Consider the following 24,324-nt stretch of genomic DNA (forward strand, 5'->3'; position numbering starts at 1 on the left):
GATCTATACCGTTGGCGATACATTATCATTTCCCGAAGAATTTTCAGTTAATTTTGCCGAGCTTTGCGGAAAGGACAATGTAATCCTTGCTCCACCCCCGGTGCCGTCAGCGAGTATAAGCTCTCCACCATGGTCTTCCATGATTTTCTTGACAATCGCCAGGCCAAGTCCGGTTCCCTTGCTACGGGTCGTCACATACGGCTCGGTCAACCGCTCCCGATGTTCGATCGGCAAGCCACGTCCGTTATCCTCTATCACAATATCAATCCGCGAGTGAGCATCTTCACGGCGCGATATCAGAACACGAATGTGCCCGGGAGGAACCTCGCCTTCATCGCCATTTCGACCGGCAATAGCCTCGGCGGCGTTTTTCAGAGTATTGATAAGGCACTGGTTGACCTGACGTGCATCACATTGAATTCTGGTTTTGATATTTTCGTCAATTGCAAAATCATAAGTGATCGACGAATGGGCCTGTTGTTGTAAAAACAGGGCATCCCGCGTGAGTTCCGCCAAATCTTCTTCGCGCATTTTCGGACTGGGCATGCGCGCAAAGGATGAAAATTCGTCGACCATCCGGCCAATATCCCCAACCTGTCGTACAATCGTTTCGATGCAGGTTTTAAATACCTCGGTATCGCTTTGTATTTCCTTTAAGTATTTACGGCGCAATCGTTCGGCTGAAAGCTGGATCGGCGTAAGCGGATTTTTAATTTCATGGGCGATACGACGTGCAACATCTGCCCATGCCGCCATGCGTTGGGCATTTTGAAGCTCGGTCACATCGTCAAACGTTACCACATAGCCAAAAATAGACCTATCGCCAGCCCGTTCAACCGTCACCCTGGCCAGCAACATCAAATTCAGGCCATCCCGACGAATTTCTATCTGCCTCGGCTTGGATCGATCCCCTTCCTTGATGGCTTCGTCAAACAGAACCGTGAATTCGGGAATGACTTCACAAATTCCATGCCCCACCTTTTCCTCAAGGTCCAGTGCCAGTAATTCCGATGCGCTGCGATTGGGTAAATTAATACGACAATCAGCATCCAACCCGACGACACCTGCCGTCACCCCACCCAAAATGGCCTCGGTAAAGCGTCGACGTTCGTCATTTAACCGGTTTGCTGCAATCAACTCGGCACGCTGGGTATCAAGCTGGGCTGTCATGCGGTTAAATGCACGGCTTAGGGCTTCAATTTCATCGCCCTGCCCGTCTAATGGCACCCGAAATGATAAATCGCCATCACGAACTTTTTCTGCGCCATGAATAAGCTGAGAGATCGGCTCGACAATTCGTGTTGCCACTGTCAAGCCGAGCATTACTGCTGCAAGCAGCAAAACAACCGCTATAATCACAAAGATCATTACAAATGTAATGACAATGCCGGACCGTTCACCTTCAAGGTTTTCATACGCCTTAACAGCACGCCGTGCCTGTTCGATCCGATCAAGGACATTGCTGTCCACAAACCGGCCTACCAGCAAAAAACCATCAATGAAATTATCCAGCCTGACAACGGCCCGGATGCGATCTTCCGTGTCCCCCAACATCAGAACCACATCGTTAACCCGTGCGCGATCGAATACTTCTTGCGGCACAGGGGCGCCTTCAGGGTCATAGGAAAAACTGTAATCTGACTGGGCAATAACGCGGCCACTGCCATCGATAATCAGGGCCTCGGGCAGACCGCGTGCATCGGCTTGCGCGGTAAGAATACGTGCCAAACGACCAGGATCCGTCGCAAACGAAACCCCGAGACGTTGCAGATCGCTGGCGGTTGCCAGCGCATCCGCCCGGATCAGTTCCTGATGTTCCTGCAAATAGGCCTGGGCAATGACCATGCTTTCTTCAACCGCTGTTCGAATACGGTCGCTAAACCAGCCCTGAATGCCGAAATGCAGAAACAGCGCAGAAAAAACAGCCACGATAATGGCCGGGGTAACCGCCACCAGGCTAAACATTAAAACCAGCCGGGTATGCAACTTTGCCCCGGCGGTGCCTTTGCGCCGTTCCACCCAGATTTGTACAAGCTTGCGAGCCACCAGTGTGGCAAGTGCAAGCAACAAAACCAGATCGATATTAAGTAAAATGATAATCGTGCGTGGATCAGGCCGCAGCGGCGCTGTTCCCGTCATTGCCAGATAAGTGACAATTGCCGACAGCAACGCTGAAATTACCAGCCCAATGGCCAGTTTGCGAGACTGACCAATACGGCCTAACGCCTTAACAAAAGCCGATTGCTGCCACGCCTTTCGGCGTTGGCGCGCCGGAACGCTCATTTGGCGCCCCGCACGACTTCAAGCCCAAGATCACGAATTTTCTTACGAAGCGTATTACGATTTAGCCCCAATACTTCGGCTGCCTTCACCTGATTACCCCGTGTGGCTTCCAGCGTTACGGTCAATAGCGGACGTTCCATTTCACGCAAGATACGGTCATACAGGCCGCTTGACGGCAAATCATCGTCATGGGCGTCATAATACTCTCGTACATGGCGCTCGATTGATTCAGCCAGGGATTGTGGCTCTCCCATCGGGGCTGCTTCAGCAACACTGTTTTCGGCAAATTCGGTTTCAATTACGTCCACACCAATCACGTCCTGCGAATACAGGGCCGTCAGACGGCGCACCATATTTTCAAGCTCGCGAATATTACCTGGCCAGCGATGCGCTTTTAAGCGGGCCATCGCATCGGACGACAGGTTTTTACGCGGTAGTCCCTGTTCACTTGCCTGCGCCAGAAAATGATTCACCAGTTCAGGAATATCTTCCAGACGTTCGCGCAGGCTGGGCAAGCGGATTGGCACCACATTCAAACGATAAAACAGATCTTCACGGAAACTGCCTTCCCGGATGAGCTTGCGCAAATCCCGGTGGGTGGCGGCGACAATGCGCACATTCACGCGAATGGGCGTACGCCCCCCAACCCGGGTATATTCACCTTCCTGCAAAACACGCAACAAACGGGTTTGCGCCTCCAGCGGCATATCGCCAATTTCATCAAGAAACAGCGTTCCGCCTTCGGCTTGCTCAAACCGGCCAACCTTGCGTTCATTAGCCCCGGTAAAGGCACCTTTTTCATGACCGAACAGTTCGCTTTCGATCAACTCGCGCGGAATAGCGGCCATATTAATGGCAACAAATGGACCATGACGGCGCGATCCGTATTCATGCAAGGCGCGCGCAACCAGTTCCTTGCCAGTGCCGCTTTCACCCGTAACCATTACCGTTAAATCGGTATTCATCAATCGTGCCAGCGACCGGTAAATTTCCTGCATCGCCGATGAACGACCAATCAAAGGCAAACGATCATCGCCTTCGTCATTGGGGGATTTCGTATTTTCCTGATTAACCGGCGTTTCAAGTGCCCGATCAACAATCCCCATCAACTCATTCAAATCGAAAGGTTTTGGCAAATATTCAAATGCACCACGCTGTGCAGCCTTAACAGCAGTTAACAAGGTATTTTGCGCGCTCATGACAATTACGCGCAGATCAGGGCGCAATTTGCGAATACGCGGCACCATGTCCAGGCCATTTTCATCAGGCATCATCACATCAGTGATCACAAGGTCGCCTTCACCATCGGCAATCCAGTCCCACAAGGTTTTACCGTGGCCGGTACTGCGGACTTCATGGCCTTGACGCGACAGCGCCTGGGTAAGAACGGTACGAATGGCACGATCATCATCGGCGACAAGAATACGGGCTGGTTGCGCGCTCATAATGTTTCTTCCTTGATCCAGCTATCTTTCTGAGTGGCCTGCACATTTTCAGCCAAAGTACGATGATAGATCGGCAACATGATTTGAAACTCAGCTCCCCCGGTAGGAACCTCTTTTACCTCGATCACGCCCCCATGGTCGCTAATGATTTTAGCAACCAGTGCCAGCCCCAGCCCCGACCCGGTAGGTTTGGTGGTTACAAACGGGTCAAACAGGCTTTCTCGCATGTCTGGTGGAATACCCGAACCATTGTCACGCACCGAGACAACCAGTGGCAAATGTACCCGTGTATCTCCGCCGGCAACTGCCAGACGAACCCCATGCTGATAGCGGGTGGAAATGGTAATTTGGCCATCATCGGACTGAACGGCTTCGGCGGCATTTTTGACAAGGTTGAGGAACACCTGAATCAACTGGTCGCGGTTGCCATAAACCGGTGGCAAGGATGGATCATAAATCTCTTCAAAATGAAGGTTGTGTCCAAAGCCGTTTTCCGCCAGTCGACGGACATGCTCCAGCACGGTATGAATATTAACAGCCCCGCGCTCCAACGGCTTGTCGGAAAAAATTTCCATCCGGTCAACCAGATTAACAATGCGGTCTGCTTCATCGCAAATCAGACGGGTTAACACCCGGTCATCTTCATTTGCTGTTTGCTCGAGCAATTGTGCCGCACCCCGGATACCTGACAACGGATTCTTGATCTCATGAGCCAGAATCGCCGCCATTGCACTCACCGAACGTGCAGAGTTTCGGCTAAGCAGTTGATTATCAATCTTTTGCGCAATCGAACGGGGCTCAAATGTTAAAACAGCAGAGCCTATTTCCTCGGGCATAGACCCGACGGTCAGGTTAACCGCATGACGTCCGATCTTAGGGCTTTCTATCAATAAATCATGATCGGCAACCAAAGTTGCTTCATCAATAGCCTGTGCAATTAACGAAAAAACCGGGCTGTCCCCGGGGATAAAATCCTTCAGGTTACTGCGGCACAACACAGCTGCACTGGTATTGAAAAGCTGTTCGGTTGCCTGGTTCACAAACCGGATTTTGCCATCACGGTCGGCGACCACCACTGCGCTGGCAATTGCGTTTAAAACGCCGGCGGGATCAACATTGTGTCCCTTGCCAAAGCCAAGCCTCATTTTCCGTCCCCCGATCGTAATCTGCGTTCAGGTAATGCTGTTCGGCTTATGCCGCGCATTCCTGTAATTCGGTTTCAATTTTTGGTTCGTAAAAGGCGCGAATGGCATCTTTTACCTGTACCGGATCATCTAGCACATTAACGGTGCGGCGAAATTCCGTCGCGTCACGCAAACCATTGCAATACCACCCCAAATGCTTGCGCGCGATCCGGTATCCCGGCACGTGTCCATGATGGTCAATAATCGCGTCATAATGGGCCAAAATGGTTTCAAGTTGCTGTTCCAGTGATGGCGCAGGCAGCTTTGATCCGGTTTTAAGATAATGTGACACCTGTTTTAAAAACCACGGTCGCCCTTGTGCGCCACGGCCTATCATAACCCCATCGGCACCGGACCGGCACAAAAGCTCGGCGGCATCTTCTTCACTTTGAATATCACCATTGCCAATTACCGGAATACGCACAGCCGATTTCACATCACCAATCGCATCCCAATCGGCCTGCCCCTTATAGAACTGGCATCGTGTGCGGCCGTGTATCGTCAGCATTTGAATGCCCAGATCCTCGGCTATCCGGCCTAATCGTGGTGCGTTACGATCATCATCGTCCCAACCAAGACGCATTTTAAGCGTAACAGGTACTGTGACCGCCTTAACCGTGGCTTCCATAATGTCAGCTGCCAGCTTTTCCTGACGCATCAAGGCGGACCCGGCGTAACCTTTGGTCACTTTTTTGGCAGGGCACCCCATATTGATATCAATAATCATGGCACCCCGAGCTTCATTCATCCGGGCGGCTTCGGCCATCTCGTCAGGGTCAGTTCCGGCCAGTTGCACGGAAAGCGGGCTTTCGGCTGCACAATCGCCGTGCATTTTGCGCACTTCTTTTTGATGTTGCTGAATGCGGGTCATGGCATCAGACGCAATCATTTCCGACACGACAAGATGATCGCCAAACCGGCGCACCTGTTGACGAAATGGAAGGTCGGTAACACCCGACATCGGTGCCAGAACAACATTTTCCGGCACACTGACAGACCCGATCTGCAACGACATGAAGATATTCCAATTGCCTAAAACTTGGGCAGATTAATGAAACTGAACGCAGAGTGCAACAACTCTAAGCGATACAGTTAAAGGATTGCGGGTTAATGCTGATTTGAAAGGAAAATTACCCCAACAAATAAACCGTGACAAAACGCACACCGGGAAAAGCAAGCGTTAAAAGAAGCCATGCCCCCAACACGAACCGCACAGCCATTCGCCCGCGCAGGCTTGAACGTTCATGAATCCAGATCAACACACAAATGACAGCAAAGCCCAGCAAGGTCAGCAGCATTTTATGATCAACCGTCCACAAGGATGTGCCCTCTACCTGTCGCAAGGCAAAACCGGTTACAATGCCAATAACCAGCACCCATGCCGACCATTTCAAATAACTGACCAGCATCTGCTCACTGTCTCGCAGCGGGGGTAAGCGTCGGCTCCACCGGGTAGGACGACGATTTTTCAGGGCATTTTCCTGCACGACATAGGCCATTGCCGCAATGGCCGCAATTGTTACCAGTGCATACGTGACCAGCGACGTTCCAATATGCACCCAAAGCCACGCCGAATATAAAACCTGTTCTTCCACCTGCCCGGGTGCCGCACCATCAATGGATTCAAACACACCGGCGACGCCACCAAACAACAGCAAATATGCCCCGACATACCCGGCCAGCCGCCAGACCTGCTGGCGGGTATCACAACCTGCCATGCCACCAAATGCAAATAACACCGTCAGTTCGGACCAGTGCAAAGCCGATGAAAACCCGCGCGACTGCACCGCCTCACCCGTCAGGCTTAAAACAGCAATTGTTCCGATAATACCCAGCGCGATAGAGCCATATAACCAAAGGTCACGTTGCGGTTCGCGACGTAAAATCTGGGCTGTCAACGGCAGCAGGGAAAGAATGTGGATGGCAGTGGCGATCATACACGGACGTCCAGAATGGTTACGGGCAATAAAACAGCCAATTTGCCGACTTGGCAAACCCGGCCCGGAAAGATAGCTTGTGGCTCACTTTATACATGTGAGCGCATATCGTTTATGAACAAAAAAATCTCGGTTGTCATCGTTGCTGCCGGTAGCGGTAGCAGATTTGGTGATCCGCTTCCAAAACAATATCATCAGATAGGGAATAAACCCCTTTTACGCCATTGCGTTGAAGCGTTTATGCACATTTGCCCTCCAGGTCAAATTCAGGTGGTCTATAATGTCGACCATCATTTGTATCTTGAGGCCGCCATCGGCGACCTGATACATCATGCAGGCCTATGCCCGGCGGTCAGTGGTGGACATACGCGCCAACAATCAGTTCTAAATGGTTTGCGCGCCCTTAAAAATGGGACACCGGATCATGTTCTGATCCACGACGCCGCCCGCCCTGGCATTGATTCAGAAGTTATCAATCGGGTACTTGCCGCCCTTCTTGATCATGCCGGTGCCATACCGGGTATCCCGGTAGCCGATACGATCAAGCAATGTGACCCGCACGGCAATATCAGCCGGACCATTCCGCGCGAAACCCTTATGCGGGCACAAACACCACAAGGTTTCAATTTTCAAACTATTCTTGATGCCCATGAACAGTTTGAAGGCCAGGAAATGACCGACGATGCCAGCCTGCTAGAACAGCTTGGCATTCCGGTTAAATGCGTTACGGGAAGCGATCAAAACGATAAAATCACCCGCCAGAACGATTTATCGCGCATGAGCGAACATTTCACCAATAACCAAACCACACTATCGCATCCCCGCCCCGAGCAGGAGACCAGGAATATGCCCGGCACGACTTCCGAAGAATTTCGCACTGGCACCGGATTTGACGTACATCGCTTTGCCCCGGGCGATGCCTGCATGTTATGTGGCATTTCGGTGCCCCATAGCGCCCGTCTGGAGGGGCATTCGGATGCCGATGTTGGCCTGCACGCTTTAACGGATGCCATTCTTGGTGCCATTGCAGCAGGCGACATCGGCCAGCATTTCCCGCCCAGCGACCCGCAATGGAAAGGGGCCGCATCCGACCAGTTTTTAAAACACGCCGCAAGACTGGTGGCGGGCCGTGGCGGCCGAATTGTAAATGTTGATGTGACGCTGATTTGCGAGCGCCCTAAAATCGGCCCGCATACCGCAGCAATGCGCCAGGCTGTTGCCGATATCCTCGAAATTGACGTCGACAGAGTAAATATCAAAGCAACCACGTCGGAACGATTAGGCTTTACCGGTCGCGAGGAAGGCATTGCCGCACAGGCAAGTGCCAGCATCGCCCTGCCATTCGTACTATCGTGATCGCACTTCGGCAGAGTTATAAAAAACAAAAGGCGGGCCCAAGGGTCCGCCTTTATGCATTGCGCTAAAAAACCTATAATATCAGGCTTCTGCACCGTCTTCTTCAGGCAACTGGTATTTCAGAATCACAGGCACCTGAGCAAATCCGAACAGCAAAGTAATTGGCGTAACGCCCCATACCTTGAAAGCGACCCAGAAGTCGGTACTGAAATTACGCCAGACGATTTCGTTGGCAATGGCCAGAGCAATAAAAAACAGGCCCCAGCGCCATGTCAAAATCCGCCAGCCTTCATCCGATGCGCGAAATGCGCTTTCGAGAACAAGTTTCAAAAACAGTTTCCCAGCAACAAGGCCACCAAACAAAATAGCCGCAAACATCAGATTTACAATTGTCGGCTTGATCTTGATGAACAGGTCATCCTGCAAATACAGCGTCAAACCACCAAACACGATCACAAACACCCCGCCAATCAGCGGCATAACCGGAATGGTTCGATTAATTAAAAAGGACACCGACAACGCGACAATGGTGGCGACAACAAACACAAGTGTTGCGCTCATCAGATCGTGGGTAATTGCGTTTACCGCAAAAAACAGGACCAGCGGGCCCATTTCCAGGACCAGTTTGGTTAAATGATTCATCGTGTCACTTCTTTTGTCAATTTGGCCCCATCCTAGGGGGGCAACCGGTTTAGCGCAACATCCGTCTTCCCGGTTTCCGGCTCACAGGCCGTCACTTTTTATTGCTAGACTGTTAGTTATTGAACCTGGGCCAGCAACCATGCTGCGTAACCATCATTTATGCGCCCTACTGGCAGTTCCATAACACATGGCGTATCATAAGGATGTCTTTCAATGATGAAATCCATCAAACGTTCAGCCGTCCCCTGTCTGGTCTTCAATAGCAATACAGCTTCGTCCCCTTCCTCCACGACACCTTCCCATTCGTAAATGGCTGTCATGACCGGGAATATGTTGCCACATGCCGCCAGTTTCTGACCAACGGCTGACCGGGCAATATCCTTCCCACATTCAATGTCAGGTACGGTAACGTAGAGAATGACTATATCATCGGTTTTTTCGGGCAAACTCGCCATGCCGGTTGCTCCTGTTTCAAATATCAGCGAAACTTTTGTCATAGACGCCAGCAAAGATCGTACGGCTTACAATCATGCGGAACAGGGAAGTTTAACATGCCCTCCTCCAAGGCTGCAAAACCGACCAACAGTCAATATCACTGGCTTCAGCGCGGATTGACCCAACCCGGTGGTAATTGCCCCTGTTTGATGAAAATGGCCGCCAGATACCTGCTAAAACCGTGCAGGCCTGCATCAGGCATGGCTGGGCTGAGCCATGGTTTGCCAATCCGTTAAAGCCTGATTGGCTGGTGTGTAAACTTACACAGGCCGGATGCAAGATCGCCAAAGGGGACGCACCATAAAGTGTTGCCGTTACCCCGGAAAATGAATGATCGTTACATTTGACGGCGAATGTTCCGGTTGATTTGAACATAAAAAAAACCCGCCCCGAGATCTTGGGCAGGTAATTGATCTGTAATGATAGTTCAGAAAGATATTGGTCGGAGCGAGAGGATTCGAACCTCCGACCCCCTGCACCCCATGCAGGTGCGCTACCAGGCTGCGCCACGCTCCGACCGATGTGCGCCTTGCGGCGCGGACAGATACATAGCCCTGCCACGCCCAAGACGCAAATGATTTTTATGGATTTTTTTGCACTTTCTCAAGTGCTGTCCGCAAAAGCGATTGAAGCCCTTCCAATTCGCCCAGAAGGTTCACAAGTGCATCCCGATCAATGCCTGCATTGGCAGAATCCAAAGCAACATCAGCATTATCAGCCAAAGGTGATGTTTCCACGCTCGCCGGACGCGACTCATCTGTCTGATTATTTTCAACCAACGGAAATGACGACGCCCCTTCAGGCAAAGTACCGCCATTTTGTGCAATCAGTTTCTGCACACCTTTAATGGTGTAACCCTGATCATGCAAAAGTGCGCGAATACCTTGCAGGAATTCGATATCATCAGGCCGATAATAACGTCGCCCCCCTGCCCGTTTCATGGGTTTGATTTGTGGAAATTTCTGTTCCCAAAAACGCAAAACGTGTTGCTGCAACCCTAATTCGGTTGCAGCCTCGCTAATTGTCCTGAAAGCAGAGTCAGATTTTATGGTACGGCGATTTTTCGCCGTTTCCCCCAGTTCATTTTTCATTGATCGCGCTTATTCGTAATTATGCGTTAATGCGCGATTTAAGAACCTGTGATGGCCGGAAAACCAACACTTTACGCGGCAATATCGGTACTTCTTCGCCCGTCTTGGGGTTTCGGCCAATCCGTTCCCCCTTGCTGCGGACAGAAAAACTGCCGAACGACGATATTTTTACAACTTCATCCCGAATCAACGCACCAGAAATTTCATCAAGAACTGTTTCCAGCAACTGGGCAGATTCGTTACGCGAAAGGCCGACTTCCTGATAGACCGCTTCGGCTAGATCGGCGCGGGTAACCGTTGTTTCCGACATGCAGACCGCCTCCTCATAACAGGGCAATGAACACAAGGTTATAGTTGGTGGCTAAACCAGTCAATATCAATAGGATACACGCGATTGTGGCGGAAAGTTGCACTTTTTAGGCCAAATCATTGATTCTCAATAATTTTTACCAAAACGAACAATTTTTCAAGCTAAAATCAACAAATCTTACCAGCGCACCAGCGACGCGCCCCAGGTGAAACCGCCACCCATTGCTTCCAGAACAACAATATCGCCACGCTTAATACGACCATCATGCACGGCTTCACTTAACGCAAGCGGAATTGACGCCGCCGATGTATTGGCGTGACGATCTACCGTCACCACCACACGATCGGGTGAAATACCAAACTTGCGCGCCGTACCATCAAGAATACGCTGATTGGCCTGATGGGGTACCAGCCAGTTAATCTGGTCGGCGGTAATACCTGTATCATCAAGAACTTCGCGAATAACAGATGCAAGGTTGGTAACGGCATGGCGAAAAACTTCGCGGCCTTCCATGCGCAGGTGACCAACCGTTTGCGTTGACGACGGCCCGCCATCAACATGCAGCAATTCATATTTGCTGCCATCTGAATGTAGACGCGACGCCAGAATGCCCTGATCTTCGACAGTACCGGTCCCTTCGTGGGCCTGTACAATAACAGCACCCGCCCCGTCACCAAACAAAACGCAGGTGCTGCGGTCTTCCCAATCAAGAATACGCGAAAACGTTTCTGCCCCGATAACCAGCACCGTTTTTGCCTGACGGTTGCGGATATACATATCCGCGGTGGTCAGAGCATAAATAAAGCCCGAGCATACCGCCTGCATATCAAAAGCAAAGCCTGTGACCCCCAACCGCTGTTGAACCTTGGTTGCTGTTGCCGGGAACGTGTTATCAGGCGTCGCCGTTGCAACAATAATCATATCGATATCGGCAGCGGTGACATTGGCATGTGCCATAGCCTGCACAGCAGCATGGTATGCAAGATCACTGGTCATTTCGTCTTTGGCGGCAATATGGCGCTGGCGGATACCCGTTCGTGCCACAATCCATTCATCAGTCGTATCTACGCGCCGGGATAATTCTTCATTGGTCAGGACTGTCGAAGGAAGGTAGGAACCGCAACCGATGATGCGTGAACGAACTGTCATGATAAGGAACTGCCAATATACGAAAGTTTAAACGAAGGGATTATTGTGCGGTGCCTGTTGGCAAAACGTCGGCCTCGTCGGCCTGGGTCTTTGACATTTCCGCCTCGAACGATGCGATTTCTGCCTTTATCGTATCATTCAATCGATTGGCAATCAGATCATGGCAAACACCAATAGCATTGGAAAACCCAAGTGCATCCGTGCCGCCATGGCTTTTGACGGCAATACCATTCAAGCCTAGCAGCATGGCGCCATTATAACGGCGCGGGTCCATCCGTTCCCGAAACCGCTGTAGCGAACGGCGGGCCAACAGATAACCGATCTTGGCCCAAAATGAACTGCGGAACGTTTCACGCAGGAAATGCACCAGCAACCGCGCGGTTCCTTCCGCAGTTTTCAGGGCGACATTGCCGGTAAACCCGTCCGTAACAATAACGTCTACCGTGCCCTTGGCCAGATCATCACCTTCAACGAAACCGGCAAACTGGATCGGCAGGTTAATTTCGCGTAAAATCGACGCGGCCTTTTTTACCGATTCATTGCCCTTGAGTTCCTCAATACCAACATTGAGCAGCCCGACTGACGGTTTTTCAATACCAAACAAAACCCGGGCAAAAACTTCGCCCAGCAGGGCAAATTGAACAAGGTTGTCTTCATTGCATTCAATATTGGCGCCCAAATCCAGCATGATGGTTTCACCACGCTGGGTCGGCATATAAGTCGCAATGGCCGGTCGGTCGATGCCGGGCAAGGTTTTCAAAACAAACTTGGCCATTGCCATCAAAGCACCCGTATTTCCGGCCGACACAACCCCCTGTGCCTCGCCTTCCTTAACCGCATTGATAGCCAGCCGCATGCTGGAGTCCCGACGCTGACGCAAAGCCACAGAGGGCTTGTCGTCCATCGTGACTTCCTGGGATGCATGGCGAATTTCGGTCACAGCTGCCAATTCAGGGCAATTGTCCAAAAGCGGTTTGATCCGCGTTTCATCGCCATACATTAAAAATTTTAGATGCGGCATACGTTTAAGCGCGATTTCTGCCCCCGCGACGACCATGTCGGGCGCGTGGTCTCCCCCCATCGCGTCAAGTGAAATGCGAACCTGTTCAGGCAATGTATTCTCTTGTCGTTGTTTTAAACATTTATGCAGGAAAACGTAACCGCCGCGAAACCGGTTTGCGCCGCGGTTCAGCGAGATACGCCCGGAAAGCCCGTAATTACCGGAAATTCCGGTTCGGCACAAGGTAAAGCATAAGAATGCCTAGTTCTTGTTTTCCAGCTTATCTTTAAGACCGGCGAGTTTTGCAAACGGATTTGGCTTTTCTTCGGGCTCTTCTTCCTCGACAAATTCCTCGATATCAACGCCTTCCTTGCGCGGATACGGATCCATCGAAATTGCCAAAAACTGGGCCGCTACTTCACCAAGATCGACAATACCATCTGTAAGGGGTTCTGGCTGATCCAAAAGAGCCATCAGCTCGTCTTCACTTAACCCTTCAAGGTCATCCGCAGTTGATGGCAAGCTGTCTTCACTAACATGGGGTGAATAAAGCACCTCGATCTCGTCATCAACAACTTCAGGAACGGGATCCAGTGTTACCACACACCGCTGTGTAATTTCAGCGTGCAGTGGGCCACGCACTGTTACTTCGCCGTTGCCGGCCAGTTGCACGGTCAGTTTGGCAACCAGTTTTTCAATACTTGCCAGCTCAAACCGGTCAGCCAGGGCTGCGCGTTCTGCTGCACTGGCATCAATTTCAATGGTCGTCTTTTTTGCGGTCAGTTCCTGCACTTTAACAATGCGCGAAAATTCCGGCGTCAGATTATCAGGCATAGATAAGCTCTTTTGTTTTCGGTTTTTACAGTCCGGTCGCATCATATTCATATGGCGGTGCCGGAAAAGAAACTTCACCCCGCATCAACTCGGCATCGCCCAAAGTGGCAAGATGATCGATCGAGGCATAAATATATGACGTCATGGCAGCAATTTGCCCGCTCGTAACATTGGTATCGGCAAACAGGTTACGATCCAGTGCTGCCGCCAGCGTGGATTCCCCGGCACCAACGCCTTCTTCATAGGCAACGATGCGTCCGTGATAGGATTCCGACATTTTGCGAATACGTTTCAGGATTCCAACATCCCCAATTCCCATTTCGCGCATGTTCTGATCCAGGTCCGCAAACATCACGTCAAAGACCTGCTGGGCAAGTTCTTTTTGTGCAGGGCTGCTTTTCAATCGGCGAAACAACATAAAGGCATGAACCAAAATCAGGTCAAAACGGCCTTCTTTTGTATCGGCAACGCCCCCTTGCACATAAAAAGCCGGCTGGCGCGCCTGGGTTACCAAAGCCGTATATAATGCAAAGGCCGCATCATGAATTTTGCCTTTTTTTGTTAACCAGCCAAACAACTTACCACTCCTTCGTTGACATTCGCGCCATGGCAAGCAGAATGCCCTAAATTTCCTGGGGCGCTGTGTCCCGTTTATTGCCCGGCAATATCATGCGCCCCGCGCTGAAACTCAAGGCAATTCATTTAAGACGTTAACAAGCGGATCGTTCCGGTGGGTTCAATGCATTCAAGAATAAAGCGCTTCACCTTTATCGTTATCACCGGTTTCACCGCCGCGTGGCTGGCTGCGTGCAGCCCGCAAATTGCCAATCGTGGTAATTTGCCCGAACCAGAAGACCTGGATCAAATTAAAATTGGTCAGTCAACCAAAGGCGATGTGACCGATCTTCTTGGGACCCCCTCAAGCATCGCAACGTTTGACCCGAATGTCTGGCTCTACATCTCGCGTCAGGTTGAAACCCTTGCTTTCTTTAAACCTGACGTCACCAAGCAGGAAGTGGTTGTTATCAGTTTTGATACTGCCAACCGCGTTGATCTGGTCAAACAGTATCATCTTGAAGATGGTAAACCGGTTGAACCAACGGATCGGGTTACGCCGACAGCGGGCCGCGAACTGACGATCCTGCAACAGCTGTTTGGTAACCTTGGCCGCTTTACCGATACCGAAAAATAATCGGTGTGGCCCTACAAAACAGTTTAACTATCCTGATTATGTATTTGAAAAATGGTCGAACCCACCTTTGGTGAGTTCGGCCATTTTGCCATTCAGGTCCTGCATTAAGATATCATCGACACGATCGGTAACAGTCCCGATCACGGTTACATCAGCCCCCAGCCGGGCGATTTGAGCAGCCGGACCACACAGCAATAATTCATAATCATCACCGCCAGCCAAAATACTTTGCCAGTTCCCGGAATCCTGCAAAACAGCGGCCCTGGCACTGTCTGACAGCGGTATCCGGTTTTGTTGTAAAATCATCCCAACGCCCGATGCCCCGGCAATTTTGCGAATATCACCAGCAAGACCATCTGAAATATCCATTGCGGCCAGGCGTGTTTCCAATGCCGCCGCATTCATGCCAATGTCCAGCCGTGGCTGTGGCACCCAGTAGCGATCTGTTAAAAAAGCGTGATGCGATATGTTTTTCAGATCCAGCCTGTTTTGTAATACTGCCAGCCCCAAAGCAGAATCGCCCAGCGTTCCGGTCACCGCAACCACGTCACCCGGGCGCGCCTGATCACGCTTTAACGCGCGCCCCGGGGCGATTTCGCCCAGTGCCGTTAAACTGAAGAATGTCGGGCCAGGAGTCGATACCGTATCACCGCCCAGCAAATCGACCTGCCAATGAAGGCAGTCTTCGCCAAAAGCCCTGGCAAAGGCGACAATCCATTCTTCGGGAAGATCACGATTATACCCCGCCGCCAGTACAACCCCGACCGGCCGCGCGCCCATTGCCGCAAGATCAGACAAGTTAACCCGCAAAACCTTGCGCGCAACAGTTACAGGATCATCTTCGGCACGAAAATGCACATCAGCAACCAGCGCATCGCAAGTTACGACGTTATCCGTCCCTGGTGTCTGACTGAAAATGGCGGCATCATCGGTTAACCCCAACGATGCCGCCGAACGGCTGGCAATAGGCGTAAAATAACGCGCGATCAGTTCAAATTCACCCGACCGCTTTGCCATATCAATCCTTGTTGGCCTCTAGCGGGCGCAAAGCTTTGCCAATACGGTCCAGAACCGCATTGACCAGGCGAGGTTCATTTTCATCAAAAAATGAATGGGCCGCATCAACATATTCGGTAATCACGACGCGCATCGGAACATCCTCACGCATCATAAGTTCATAGGTGCCTGCACGCATGATGCTGCGCAAAACGGATTCAAGACGTTTAACCGTCCAGCCTTTTTCCAGGGCTCCGTCTATCAGGCCGTCGATATCAGGCAGGCGATTTTCCACACCCTGAACCAGATCGGCGAAAAAACCGCGATCAGGATCGATAAGATTTTCGTTTGGCTCGTCAATATCGCGCTGACCCAGGCCATCAAGCCGGAATTCGGAATATTCCTGAACAACACGCCCGGCCGCGACTTGCGACACATCGGCCTGATACAGCGCCTGAATAGCAGCAAAACGGGCAGCACTACGCCGTTGGGCGATTGAAGGTTTGGATTTGTCGGTCATTACTTGTGATGTATTCCAAAATGGTTTTGAACTTCGATCATACGCAAAACTGCCGTCGCAGCCTCGCCGCCTTTGTTCTTTTCGTCTGCACGTGCGCGCGCAAGCGCCTGGGCCTCATTTTCAACGGTCAAAATGCCATTTCCAATTGCCAGGCAATTATCAAGGCACAACTGCATTAGGGCACGATTGGCTTCGTTGCAAATATGTTCATAATGCGTTGTCTCGCCGCGAATAACACAACCAAGCGCCAAGTATCCATCATAACGCGGCCCGGTTGCGAGTTCGTTCATCGATTGCACTGCATAACGGATGGCAATCGGCACCTCAAAGGCACCACTTACCGACAAACGGTCCCATGTTGCCCCACCCGCTTCAAGCGTGCTGGCAGCCCCTTTGACCAGATCTTCGACGATATGGGTATAATATGGCGCATCAACAATCAGGATGTGCGGGGAACTACTGCTTTTCATTTTACCTCCGAGACGCAAAGCGGACGCTGATCAACCAGATTAAGACCAAATCCGTCAAGCCCTACGATGTGACGTTTGGTGTTTGACAGCAGAATCATGTCTCGCACCCCCAAATCATGCAATATTTGCGCACCAACGCCGTAATCACGCAAGTCCGGTTCGACCGAGTCTGCGTCGCTAACGTCGTCCCTTAGCGCCGAACCATCACCACCGTGATGATCAATAATTCCGGCAACCGCATTTGAAAGGCTGTTGGCCCGTGCTTCGCGAATAATAACAATAACACCCCTGCCTTCCTCGGCAATGGCATTCATTGCGGCGTGCAGCTCTCCGCCTCGCCCGGTTTGGCGGTCCCCCAGGACATCATCAAGCACATTCAAGGCATGAACGCGGGTCAAAACCGGTTTTCCATCGCCAATATCGCCTTTGGTCAGGGCGATATGCTCGGCGTAATTAAGCGTATTGACGAAAAGATGCAAATCAAACGCCCCACCATGGACGCTGTCAATCCGGGTTGTCGCCTTGCATTGAACAACTTTTTCATGCTTACGCCGATAGCGGATCAAATCGGCAATCTGCGCTATTTTCAGATCATGTTTTTTCGCAAATTCCACCAGCTCCGGCAAACGGGCCATTTCGCCTTTGTCATTCATGATCTCGCAAATCACCCCGGACGGGTTTAATCCCGCCAGCCTGGCGATATCGACCGATGCCTCGGTATGTCCCGCACGTACCAGAACACCACCATTACGCGCGCGCAGCGGAAAAACATGCCCCGGCGTCACTATTTCGTGGCGGTCTGCAGCCGGGTCAATCGCAACGGAAATGGTCCGCGCACGATCTGGTGCGGAAATACCCGTGGTAACGCCGGTTTTTGCCTCGATCGAAACGGTAAATGCTGTTTCGTGCCGGGTGCCATTGCTGGCCGTCATCAGGGAAAGCCCCAAATGGTCACACCGGGCAGACTCCAATGCCAGACAAATCAGACCGCGCCCATGTGTTGCCATAAAATTAATGGCATTCGGGGTCGCCATTTGCGCAGGAATAACAAGGTCACCCTCATTTTCGCGGTCTTCGTCATCAACCAGAATAAACATCCGCCCGTTTCGGGCTTCTTCAATGACGTCCTCAATAGGTGACAAATAACGATGCGGCATTTTTGATCAGTCCTTTCCGACCATGCGTGCGACATAACGTGCCAGCATATCGATTTCAAAATTGAACCGATCACCAATTTTGCGTCCGCCCAGCGTCGTATTGTTCCGGGTATGCGAAATCACGTTAATGCCAAACGAATTGCCGTTCACTTCGTTAACCGTTAGCGACACACCATCAAGTGTAATGGAACCTTTACGTGCCACATAGCGCCCAAACTCTTCCGGCAGCTCAAATGTCATGCGCATCGAATCACCTTCGGGATGCATGGCCGTCAGAATGGCGACACCATCCACATGTCCCGAAACAATATGGCCACCCAGTTCGTCACCCATGCGCAAGGATTGTTCAAGATTAAGCCGTCCGCCAACAACCAGATCACCAAGGGTGGTTAACGACAGACTTTCGGCCGATGCCTCGATGGCAAACCAGCCCGCATCTTTTTCCACAACGGTCATACAGGCACCATTGCATGCAATTGAAGCCCCAAGGTCAATTTTGGCCGTATCAAAGGCTGTATTGAACTCAAACCGCGTATCGCCACGTTTTTCAATTTTTCGAACCGTACCGATATCGGTGATGATACCTGTGAACATTATGATTTATCCGTTATTTTTTCATAGCTTATCATTAAATCCTGACCGACATTCTCAACACGGTGACGCGAAAACCGATACATCTGCGTCAGGTCTTGCAAATGCATGTCGCCAACAATTCCCTTGCCATCAGCGCCGATAATACCAGGTGCCTGAAAATGTACGACACGGTCTACCACCTGTTTTTGCAAAAGTGCGGCAGCAAGTCTGCCACCACTCTCGACAAGAACACGGGTAAGTCCTTGTTCAGCCAGAATATGCAATACGTTATGTAGGTCGAAATGCCCGTCTATGCATCGGGCCGAAAGCACTTTTACCGCTGTTTTTGAAAAAACTTCTCGGGCTTTTGCCAGGTGTTGCAGGTCGACAACCACCCAGGTCGGGGTTTCGTCAGCGGTTTGGGCCAAAATACATTCGGCAGAAACTTTCGCCTGACGATCAAGCACAATACGAACGGGCGAACTATTCTGCCGACCGGCAATCCTGCATCGCAGGTCGGGGTTGTCGGCAATCGCCGTATCTGCGCCGATCATGATCGCATCATGATTAGCGCGAAACCAGTGGCCTTGCTGCCGCGCCCTGCTCCCGGTAATCCATTGGCTTTTACCATTGGCAAGGCTTGACCTGCCATCAAGGCTTCCCGCCAGTTTCAACGTAATCAAAGGCCGATCATGCATGATCCGCGATAAAAAACCGGCATTGTGATTACGCGCAGCTTCGGCCATCAAACCGGTATCAACACTTATTCCGGCGTCTTGCAACATTTGATGCCCACGGCCAGAAACCCGCGGGTCGGGATCCTCAAGGGCACTTACAACACGAGAAACACCACCCTCAATCAACCCGAGAACACACGGAGGAGATTTGCCAAAATGACTACAGGGTTCAAGTGTGACATACGCCGTGGCGCCTGCCGCGTTCGTCCCGGCCTGATCCAGTGCCACCCTTTCTGCGTGCGGGCGGCCACCAGGCTTGGTCCAGCCACGCCCAACAATGTTGCCACTTTTTGAAACCAGCACACAGCCAACAGCAGGATTGGGCCATACATTTCCCAGCCCCCGGCGAGACAGACTTAGGGCGACCCGCATAAAATGCCGGTCATCGTCGCTAAAGCTCGAACCCGCCATGGTCATTTATCCGAAGAATCGTCACTATCTTGCATGTTTTCAACGAATTCCTCGAAGTCACGAGCTTCGCAGAAATCCTTATAAACAGAAGCATACCGCACATAGGCAACCTGATCGAGGGCATGAAGCGCCTCCATCACGATTTCACCGATGGTGTCGGTGGTAATATCGCTTTCACCACTGCTTTCCAAACGGCGTTGAATACCGTTCAGGGCTTTTTCCACCCGTTCATCTTCAATCGGCCGTTTCCGACACGCCAGAAAAATAGACCGGGCCAGCTTGTCCCGATCAAACAATTCGCGCTGCCCGTCTTTTTTCACCACCATCAATTCCCGCAATTGAACGCGTTCAAACGTGGTAAATCGCGATCCACAGGCCGGGCAAAACCGACGCCGGCGAATGGCGTGATTTTCCTCGGTCGGACGAGAATCCTTTACCTGGGTATCGTCGTGACTACAAAACGGACAGCGCATTATCTGTTCTCGCTATATTTCAGAAAAATCAGCTGTAGATCGGGAATTTGTTGCACAAATCCTGAACCTGGGCCCGAACTGATGCTTCGACTTCTGCATTGCCTTCCGGCTGGTCCACCAGCGCATCAAGAACATCTGCAATCAGTTTGCCGATCAGCTTGAATTCTTCAACACCGAAGCCACGGGTGGTTCCGGCCGGGGTGCCCAGACGAATGCCTGACGTAACAGTCGGCTTTTCAGTATCAAACGGGATGCCGTTTTTGTTACACGTAATCCCTGCCCGTTCCAGCGCGACATCGGCCACATTGCCCTTCAGGCTTTTGGGGCGCAGGTCAACCAGCATCAGGTGTGTATCGGTACCATTGGTAACGATGTTAAAACCACGGGACTGCAAAACGTCAGCCAGTGCGCGGGCATTATCAATAACCTGCTGTGCATATGCCTTGAATTCAGGGCGCAATGCTTCACCAAATGCAACGGCCTTGGCAGCAATAACGTGCATCAAAGGGCCGCCCTGCAAACCAGGAAAGACAGCCGAATTGATTTTTTTACCAATTTCAAGATTGTTCGACAGGATCATACCACCACGAGGACCACGCAGGGTTTTGTGCGTTGTCGTCGTAACAATGTCGGCATAAGGCAGCGGGCTTGGATGCACGCCACCGGCAACCAGTCCCGCAAAATGCGCCATATCCACCATAAGATAAGCACCGACCTTGTCGGCAATTTCACGAAAACGCTTAAAATCAATCTGGCGCGGAATGGCAGAACCACCGGCAATGATCAGCTTTGGGTTATGTTCAACGGCAAGCGCTTCCACATCGTCATAATCGATCAGGTAATCCTGTTCGCGCACACCATACTGGATGGCATTAAACCATTTGCCCGACAATGCCGGCCGTGCGCCGTGGGTCAAGTGGCCACCCGCATCAAGCGACATGCCCAGCACGGTATCACCAGGCTGCAACAATGCCAGCATTACAGCACCATTTGCCTGCGCGCCCGAATGGGGCTGCACATTGACATATTCGCAACCAAACAGTTCCTTGGCACGATTAATGGCCAGTTCTTCGGCAACATCTACAAATTCGCAACCACCGTAATAACGGCGTGAAGGATAACCTTCGGCGTATTTGTTGGTCAGAACAGAACCCTGGGCTTCCATGACGGCTTTGGAAACAATGTTTTCCGACGCAATCAGTTCGATCTGGTTTTTCTGACGGTCCAGTTCATCAGAAATGGACTTGAACAGTGCCGGGTCCGCGTCCGCAAGACCGGTAGAAAAAAAGCCGCTAAAAGACATTCGAAAGCCTTTCGATAAAACGGGAAATAAAAGAGCCCGAAAGCCCTGGTTCGTGCCATGAGGCAAATTGAATTATTGCGGTGCCGAAAGCTTGTCGATGCGCCCCTGGTGACGCCCACCTTCAAAGTCGGTCGAAACAAATGCATCGACACAATCCTGAGCCGTCGCAACACCTAAAAGGCGTGCGCCAAGGCACAAAACGTTAGCATTGTTATGCTGACGGCAAAGCTGGGTAGACAGACGGTCATGTACCAGGGCTGCACGAATTTCCGGATAACGGTTAGCCGCAATGCTCATGCCAATGCCCGATCCGCAAACGAGAATGCCGCTTTCTGCCTTGCCATCAATAATGGTTTTGCATACTGCATAGGCAAAATCCGGATAATCGACAGACGACGCGCCATCTGTGCCAAGGTCAAGCACGTTATATCCCTGATCCGACAGTTGTTTAACGATTAGTGCTTTAAGGTCAATACCGCCATGATCGGCAGCAATCGCAATGGTTTTGGCCGACATTTTTTGCGCCCTTTTCAAACAGCAAGGAAATTTGAGCGCCTTTTAGCACATCACTATCGCTGTGCCAACGCGCAGTCGCACCTGCCTTGCGAGTTCTGCCATGCAACGCACGCTGCCCTCAATCTCTACTATGACGATCATACAACAACGACAATATCTGAAATAGTCAATCAACATTTGCATTGCTTACGAAATAAATACTGGAAACATCGGATCGATTTTCAACTACTGAACAAAAAATTCTCTGCAAAATAACATGTTAAACGCTTGGTTACCTTTTCAAACTATACTACTGTACGTTTGTTTGATCAGATGTTATTTGTTAAGTATAAAAAACGGCGTTTGACTCAAATTAATTCGCTAATATTGAACAAACGAGAATGTTGATTATATGCTCTTTGGGCTACAATTCTTGTAGCCGTTGGGAACAGGTTCAAGGACATAAGAAAAAATGAATGACGTAAATGATGACGCCTTTGATCGCGACGAACTGTTACAGATGACGGTCGATATCGTTTCAGCATATGTCAGCAACAATGCGCTGGCGGCAACACAGTTACCAGAGCTGATTACAACGACTTTCAGATCGCTTGAAGATTTGCGCGGTGTTGAAGAAATTGAAGAAGAAGAACCGCTTAAACCCGCTGTTCCGATCCGCAAATCTATCGGTGATGATTACATCATTTGCCTGGAAGACGGCAAAAAGTTGAAAATGCTGAAACGCCACCTTCGGACCACCTATAATATGACCCCTGAAGAATATCGGGCAAAATGGGGTTTGGCGGCAGACTATCCAATGGTTGCGCCAAACTATGCAAAACAGCGGTCGCAATTTGCCAAAAAAATCGGCCTTGGCCGTAAAGTAGATTAATAACAACAAACTGCGCGCCAAATAGTGCGCTGCATGTTGTACAAAAAGGTGCCCCGGAAACAGGAGGCACCTTTTTATTTACCCAAAAGATAACCAAGGCAAATATAGCCTTACCCGCCCCCAACTTTGACACCAGTTGATAAAACAGGTTCTGTCCGGCCTGGCTCAAACATGAAAATCATAAAAAAGGCCCGGCACAAAAATGTACCGGGCCCCATCATGATCACAAGATCAGGATATTTTAGTCAGCGTAATCGTAGCTGCCGTTTTCCCACTTATAGAAAACGTAACCCGGTGCTGCAACGTCACCCTTGGAGTCGAACGAGATCGAACCCAGAACGGTGTCGAAGCTATCGCCACTTTTAAGTTCCTTGGTAACGGCTTCAAAGTCGGTCGAACCGGCTTTGGTCACAGCCTGTGCCCAAGCCTGGATCGCACCGTAGGTGTAAAGGGTATAACCTTCCGGCTTGTAGCCTTTACCTTCAAAGTATTTGACGAGGTCAGCGTTGCGCGGATCTTTTTCAAGAGCCGGACCGGCGGTGAACATGGTGCCCGCACCGGCATCACCCGTGATGGACCAGTATTCAAGCGAGTTCAGCGCATCCCCGGAAATTGCCTGGGTGTCCATACCCTGGGCACGCATCTGACGAACGATCAGGCCCAGCTCGGTGTGGTAACCACCATAATACAGCACATCAACATTTTCAGATTTCAGCTTGGTCACCAAAGCTGAATAGTCTTTTTCACCCGGGGTGATGGCTTCATACATCACTTCTTCAACGCCGGCAGCGTTCAGGTTTTTCTTGGTTTCGTCAGCGAGACCTTTTGAATAGGCCTGTTTGTCGTGAACGATGGCGATACGTTTGTCGCCAAAATGTTCTGCAAGATATTTACCGGCAACTTCACCCTGCTGGTCATCACGGCCACAAACGCGAAATACGTTATCCAGGCCACGATCAGTCAGTTGCGGGTTGGTCGAAGCCGGAGAAATCTGAATGATGCCTTCTTCGTTGTAGACTTCTGATGCCGGGATAGAAGAACCCGAGCAGAAGTGACCAGCAACAAGAGCAACATCCTTGCTAACCAACTGGTTGGCGACAGCAACAGCCTGCTTCGGATCGCAAGCATCATCGCCGATTTCCAGAACCAGCTTTTCACCGTTAACACCACCGGCAGCGTTGATATCTTCAACCGCCTTGGATGCACCCTGACGCATCTGTTCACCAAAAGCAGCATAAGGACCGGTCATCGGACCAACAGTCGCAATGGTAATGTCAGCCTTTGCCGCCCCCATTGACAGGACAAGCGCAGATGCAGTTGCCAGAAGGCCAAGCTTGGTTTTCGACATAAGAGAAGTCTCCCTGTTCCAAAGGTTGGTT

At 51.0% G+C, this 24,324-nt stretch carries 26 protein-coding genes and 1 tRNA gene; 3 read left to right on the forward strand and 24 right to left on the reverse strand.

Annotated elements, in window-relative coordinates:
* Positions 1 to 3: 3 nt before the first annotated feature.
* From THS27_RS15000 to THS27_RS15020, 5 genes are all read right to left on the reverse strand, one after another.
* Positions 4 to 2,283, reverse strand: coding sequence for a PAS domain-containing sensor histidine kinase (locus THS27_RS15000; protein ID WP_085592249.1), 2,280 nt, complete (start codon positions 2,281 to 2,283; stop codon positions 4 to 6).
* Positions 2,280 to 3,728, reverse strand: a complete 1,449-nt coding sequence (gene ntrC, locus THS27_RS15005; protein ID WP_085592251.1) for a nitrogen regulation protein NR(I) — start codon at positions 3,726 to 3,728, stop codon at positions 2,280 to 2,282. The genes THS27_RS15000 and ntrC overlap by 4 nt, the downstream gene beginning before the upstream one ends.
* A complete protein-coding gene (locus THS27_RS15010; protein ID WP_085592253.1) occupies positions 3,725 to 4,873 on the reverse strand; it encodes a nitrogen regulation protein NR(II) in 1,149 nt (382 codons plus the stop codon). The genes ntrC and THS27_RS15010 overlap by 4 nt, the downstream gene beginning before the upstream one ends.
* Positions 4,874 to 4,919: 46 nt before the next feature.
* Positions 4,920 to 5,927 carry a tRNA dihydrouridine synthase DusB gene (gene dusB, locus THS27_RS15015; RefSeq protein ID WP_085592255.1) on the reverse strand — a complete coding sequence of 336 codons (1,008 nt, stop codon included), beginning with the start codon at positions 5,925 to 5,927 and terminating at the stop codon, positions 4,920 to 4,922.
* Between the two features lie 115 nt (positions 5,928 to 6,042).
* Positions 6,043 to 6,849: an inner membrane protein YpjD gene (locus THS27_RS15020; RefSeq protein ID WP_085592257.1), complete on the reverse strand. Its 807-nt coding sequence runs from the start codon at positions 6,847 to 6,849 to the stop codon at positions 6,043 to 6,045.
* A 114-nt stretch (positions 6,850 to 6,963) separates the two neighbouring features.
* On the opposite strand from THS27_RS15020, the gene THS27_RS15025 reads away from it, so the two are divergent.
* Positions 6,964 to 8,205: a bifunctional 2-C-methyl-D-erythritol 4-phosphate cytidylyltransferase/2-C-methyl-D-erythritol 2,4-cyclodiphosphate synthase gene (locus THS27_RS15025; protein WP_085592311.1), complete on the forward strand. Its 1,242-nt coding sequence runs from the start codon at positions 6,964 to 6,966 to the stop codon at positions 8,203 to 8,205.
* A gap of 81 nt (positions 8,206 to 8,286) precedes the next feature.
* Here THS27_RS15025 and THS27_RS15030 read toward each other — a convergent pair whose 3' ends face one another.
* The 9 genes from THS27_RS15030 to THS27_RS15075 form a co-directional block, all read right to left on the reverse strand.
* Complete coding sequence (locus tag THS27_RS15030; RefSeq protein WP_085592259.1) at positions 8,287 to 8,847, reverse strand: septation protein A; 561 nt, start codon at positions 8,845 to 8,847, stop codon at positions 8,287 to 8,289.
* Positions 8,848 to 8,963: 116 nt separating this feature from the next.
* Entirely contained in the window at positions 8,964 to 9,344 is a 381-nt protein-coding gene (gene cutA / locus THS27_RS15035) for a divalent-cation tolerance protein CutA (protein ID WP_085592261.1), read from the reverse strand.
* A 437-nt stretch (positions 9,345 to 9,781) separates the two neighbouring features.
* Positions 9,782 to 9,858, reverse strand: a tRNA-Pro gene (locus tag THS27_RS15045).
* A gap of 65 nt (positions 9,859 to 9,923) precedes the next feature.
* On the reverse strand, positions 9,924 to 10,433 hold the full coding sequence (locus THS27_RS15050) for a MerR family transcriptional regulator (protein ID WP_085592263.1): 510 nt from the start codon (positions 10,431 to 10,433) through the stop codon (positions 9,924 to 9,926).
* Between the two features lie 19 nt (positions 10,434 to 10,452).
* Positions 10,453 to 10,743, reverse strand: coding sequence for an integration host factor subunit alpha (locus THS27_RS15055; protein WP_085583110.1), 291 nt, complete (start codon positions 10,741 to 10,743; stop codon positions 10,453 to 10,455).
* Between the two features lie 177 nt (positions 10,744 to 10,920).
* Positions 10,921 to 11,892, reverse strand: coding sequence for a beta-ketoacyl-ACP synthase III (locus tag THS27_RS15060; protein WP_085592265.1), 972 nt, complete (start codon positions 11,890 to 11,892; stop codon positions 10,921 to 10,923).
* A gap of 40 nt (positions 11,893 to 11,932) precedes the next feature.
* The gene (gene plsX / locus THS27_RS15065) at positions 11,933 to 13,006 is read right to left on the reverse strand and encodes a phosphate acyltransferase PlsX (RefSeq protein WP_085592313.1); all 1,074 of its coding nucleotides are present in this window, start codon (positions 13,004 to 13,006) and stop codon (positions 11,933 to 11,935) included.
* A gap of 147 nt (positions 13,007 to 13,153) precedes the next feature.
* On the reverse strand, positions 13,154 to 13,726 hold the full coding sequence (locus tag THS27_RS15070; RefSeq protein WP_085592267.1) for a DUF177 domain-containing protein: 573 nt from the start codon (positions 13,724 to 13,726) through the stop codon (positions 13,154 to 13,156).
* A 25-nt stretch (positions 13,727 to 13,751) separates the two neighbouring features.
* Entirely contained in the window at positions 13,752 to 14,303 is a 552-nt protein-coding gene (locus THS27_RS15075; RefSeq protein WP_085592268.1) for a ubiquinol-cytochrome C chaperone family protein, read from the reverse strand.
* A 162-nt stretch (positions 14,304 to 14,465) separates the two neighbouring features.
* Between THS27_RS15075 and THS27_RS15080 the strand changes: the two genes are divergently transcribed.
* Positions 14,466 to 14,918 carry an outer membrane protein assembly factor BamE gene (locus tag THS27_RS15080; protein WP_085592270.1) on the forward strand — a complete coding sequence of 151 codons (453 nt, stop codon included), beginning with the start codon at positions 14,466 to 14,468 and terminating at the stop codon, positions 14,916 to 14,918.
* 36 nt (positions 14,919 to 14,954) lie between these two features.
* Here the strand turns inward: THS27_RS15080 and thiL are convergent, their stop codons facing one another.
* From thiL to rpiB, 9 genes are all read right to left on the reverse strand, one after another.
* Positions 14,955 to 15,935, reverse strand: coding sequence for a thiamine-phosphate kinase (gene thiL, locus THS27_RS15085; RefSeq protein WP_085592272.1), 981 nt, complete (start codon positions 15,933 to 15,935; stop codon positions 14,955 to 14,957).
* A 1-nt stretch (position 15,936) separates the two neighbouring features.
* Positions 15,937 to 16,434: a transcription antitermination factor NusB gene (nusB, locus tag THS27_RS15090; protein ID WP_085592274.1), complete on the reverse strand. Its 498-nt coding sequence runs from the start codon at positions 16,432 to 16,434 to the stop codon at positions 15,937 to 15,939.
* Entirely contained in the window at positions 16,434 to 16,904 is a 471-nt protein-coding gene (ribH, locus tag THS27_RS15095) for a 6,7-dimethyl-8-ribityllumazine synthase (RefSeq protein ID WP_085592276.1), read from the reverse strand. The genes nusB and ribH overlap by 1 nt, the downstream gene beginning before the upstream one ends.
* A complete protein-coding gene (gene ribB / locus THS27_RS15100; protein WP_139835597.1) occupies positions 16,901 to 18,061 on the reverse strand; it encodes a 3,4-dihydroxy-2-butanone-4-phosphate synthase in 1,161 nt (386 codons plus the stop codon). Before ribB ends, ribH begins: the two co-directional genes overlap by 4 nt.
* A 6-nt stretch (positions 18,062 to 18,067) precedes the next feature.
* Entirely contained in the window at positions 18,068 to 18,655 is a 588-nt protein-coding gene (locus THS27_RS26670; protein WP_139835598.1) for a riboflavin synthase, read from the reverse strand.
* Positions 18,655 to 19,782: a bifunctional diaminohydroxyphosphoribosylaminopyrimidine deaminase/5-amino-6-(5-phosphoribosylamino)uracil reductase RibD gene (gene ribD / locus THS27_RS15105; protein ID WP_085592278.1), complete on the reverse strand. Its 1,128-nt coding sequence runs from the start codon at positions 19,780 to 19,782 to the stop codon at positions 18,655 to 18,657. The genes THS27_RS26670 and ribD overlap by 1 nt, the downstream gene beginning before the upstream one ends.
* Positions 19,783 to 19,784: 2 nt before the next feature.
* Positions 19,785 to 20,255: a transcriptional regulator NrdR gene (gene nrdR, locus THS27_RS15110; protein ID WP_085592280.1), complete on the reverse strand. Its 471-nt coding sequence runs from the start codon at positions 20,253 to 20,255 to the stop codon at positions 19,785 to 19,787.
* Positions 20,256 to 20,283: 28 nt separating this feature from the next.
* Entirely contained in the window at positions 20,284 to 21,558 is a 1,275-nt protein-coding gene (gene glyA / locus THS27_RS15115; RefSeq protein WP_085592282.1) for a serine hydroxymethyltransferase, read from the reverse strand.
* A gap of 72 nt (positions 21,559 to 21,630) precedes the next feature.
* The gene (gene rpiB, locus THS27_RS15120; protein WP_085592284.1) at positions 21,631 to 22,074 is read right to left on the reverse strand and encodes a ribose 5-phosphate isomerase B; all 444 of its coding nucleotides are present in this window, start codon (positions 22,072 to 22,074) and stop codon (positions 21,631 to 21,633) included.
* Between the two features lie 451 nt (positions 22,075 to 22,525).
* Here rpiB and THS27_RS15125 point away from each other — a divergent pair, with 451 nt between their 5' ends.
* Positions 22,526 to 22,945 (forward strand): MucR family transcriptional regulator, encoded by a 420-nt coding sequence (locus tag THS27_RS15125; protein WP_085592286.1) that lies wholly within the window; start codon positions 22,526 to 22,528, stop codon positions 22,943 to 22,945.
* Between the two features lie 241 nt (positions 22,946 to 23,186).
* Here THS27_RS15125 and THS27_RS15130 read toward each other — a convergent pair whose 3' ends face one another.
* Positions 23,187 to 24,293: a branched-chain amino acid ABC transporter substrate-binding protein gene (locus THS27_RS15130; RefSeq protein WP_085592288.1), complete on the reverse strand. Its 1,107-nt coding sequence runs from the start codon at positions 24,291 to 24,293 to the stop codon at positions 23,187 to 23,189.
* Between the last annotated feature and the right edge of the window lie 31 nt (positions 24,294 to 24,324).

This window comes from Thalassospira sp. MCCC 1A01428, assembly GCF_002115825.1.
GTDB lineage: Bacteria > Pseudomonadota > Alphaproteobacteria > Rhodospirillales > Thalassospiraceae > Thalassospira.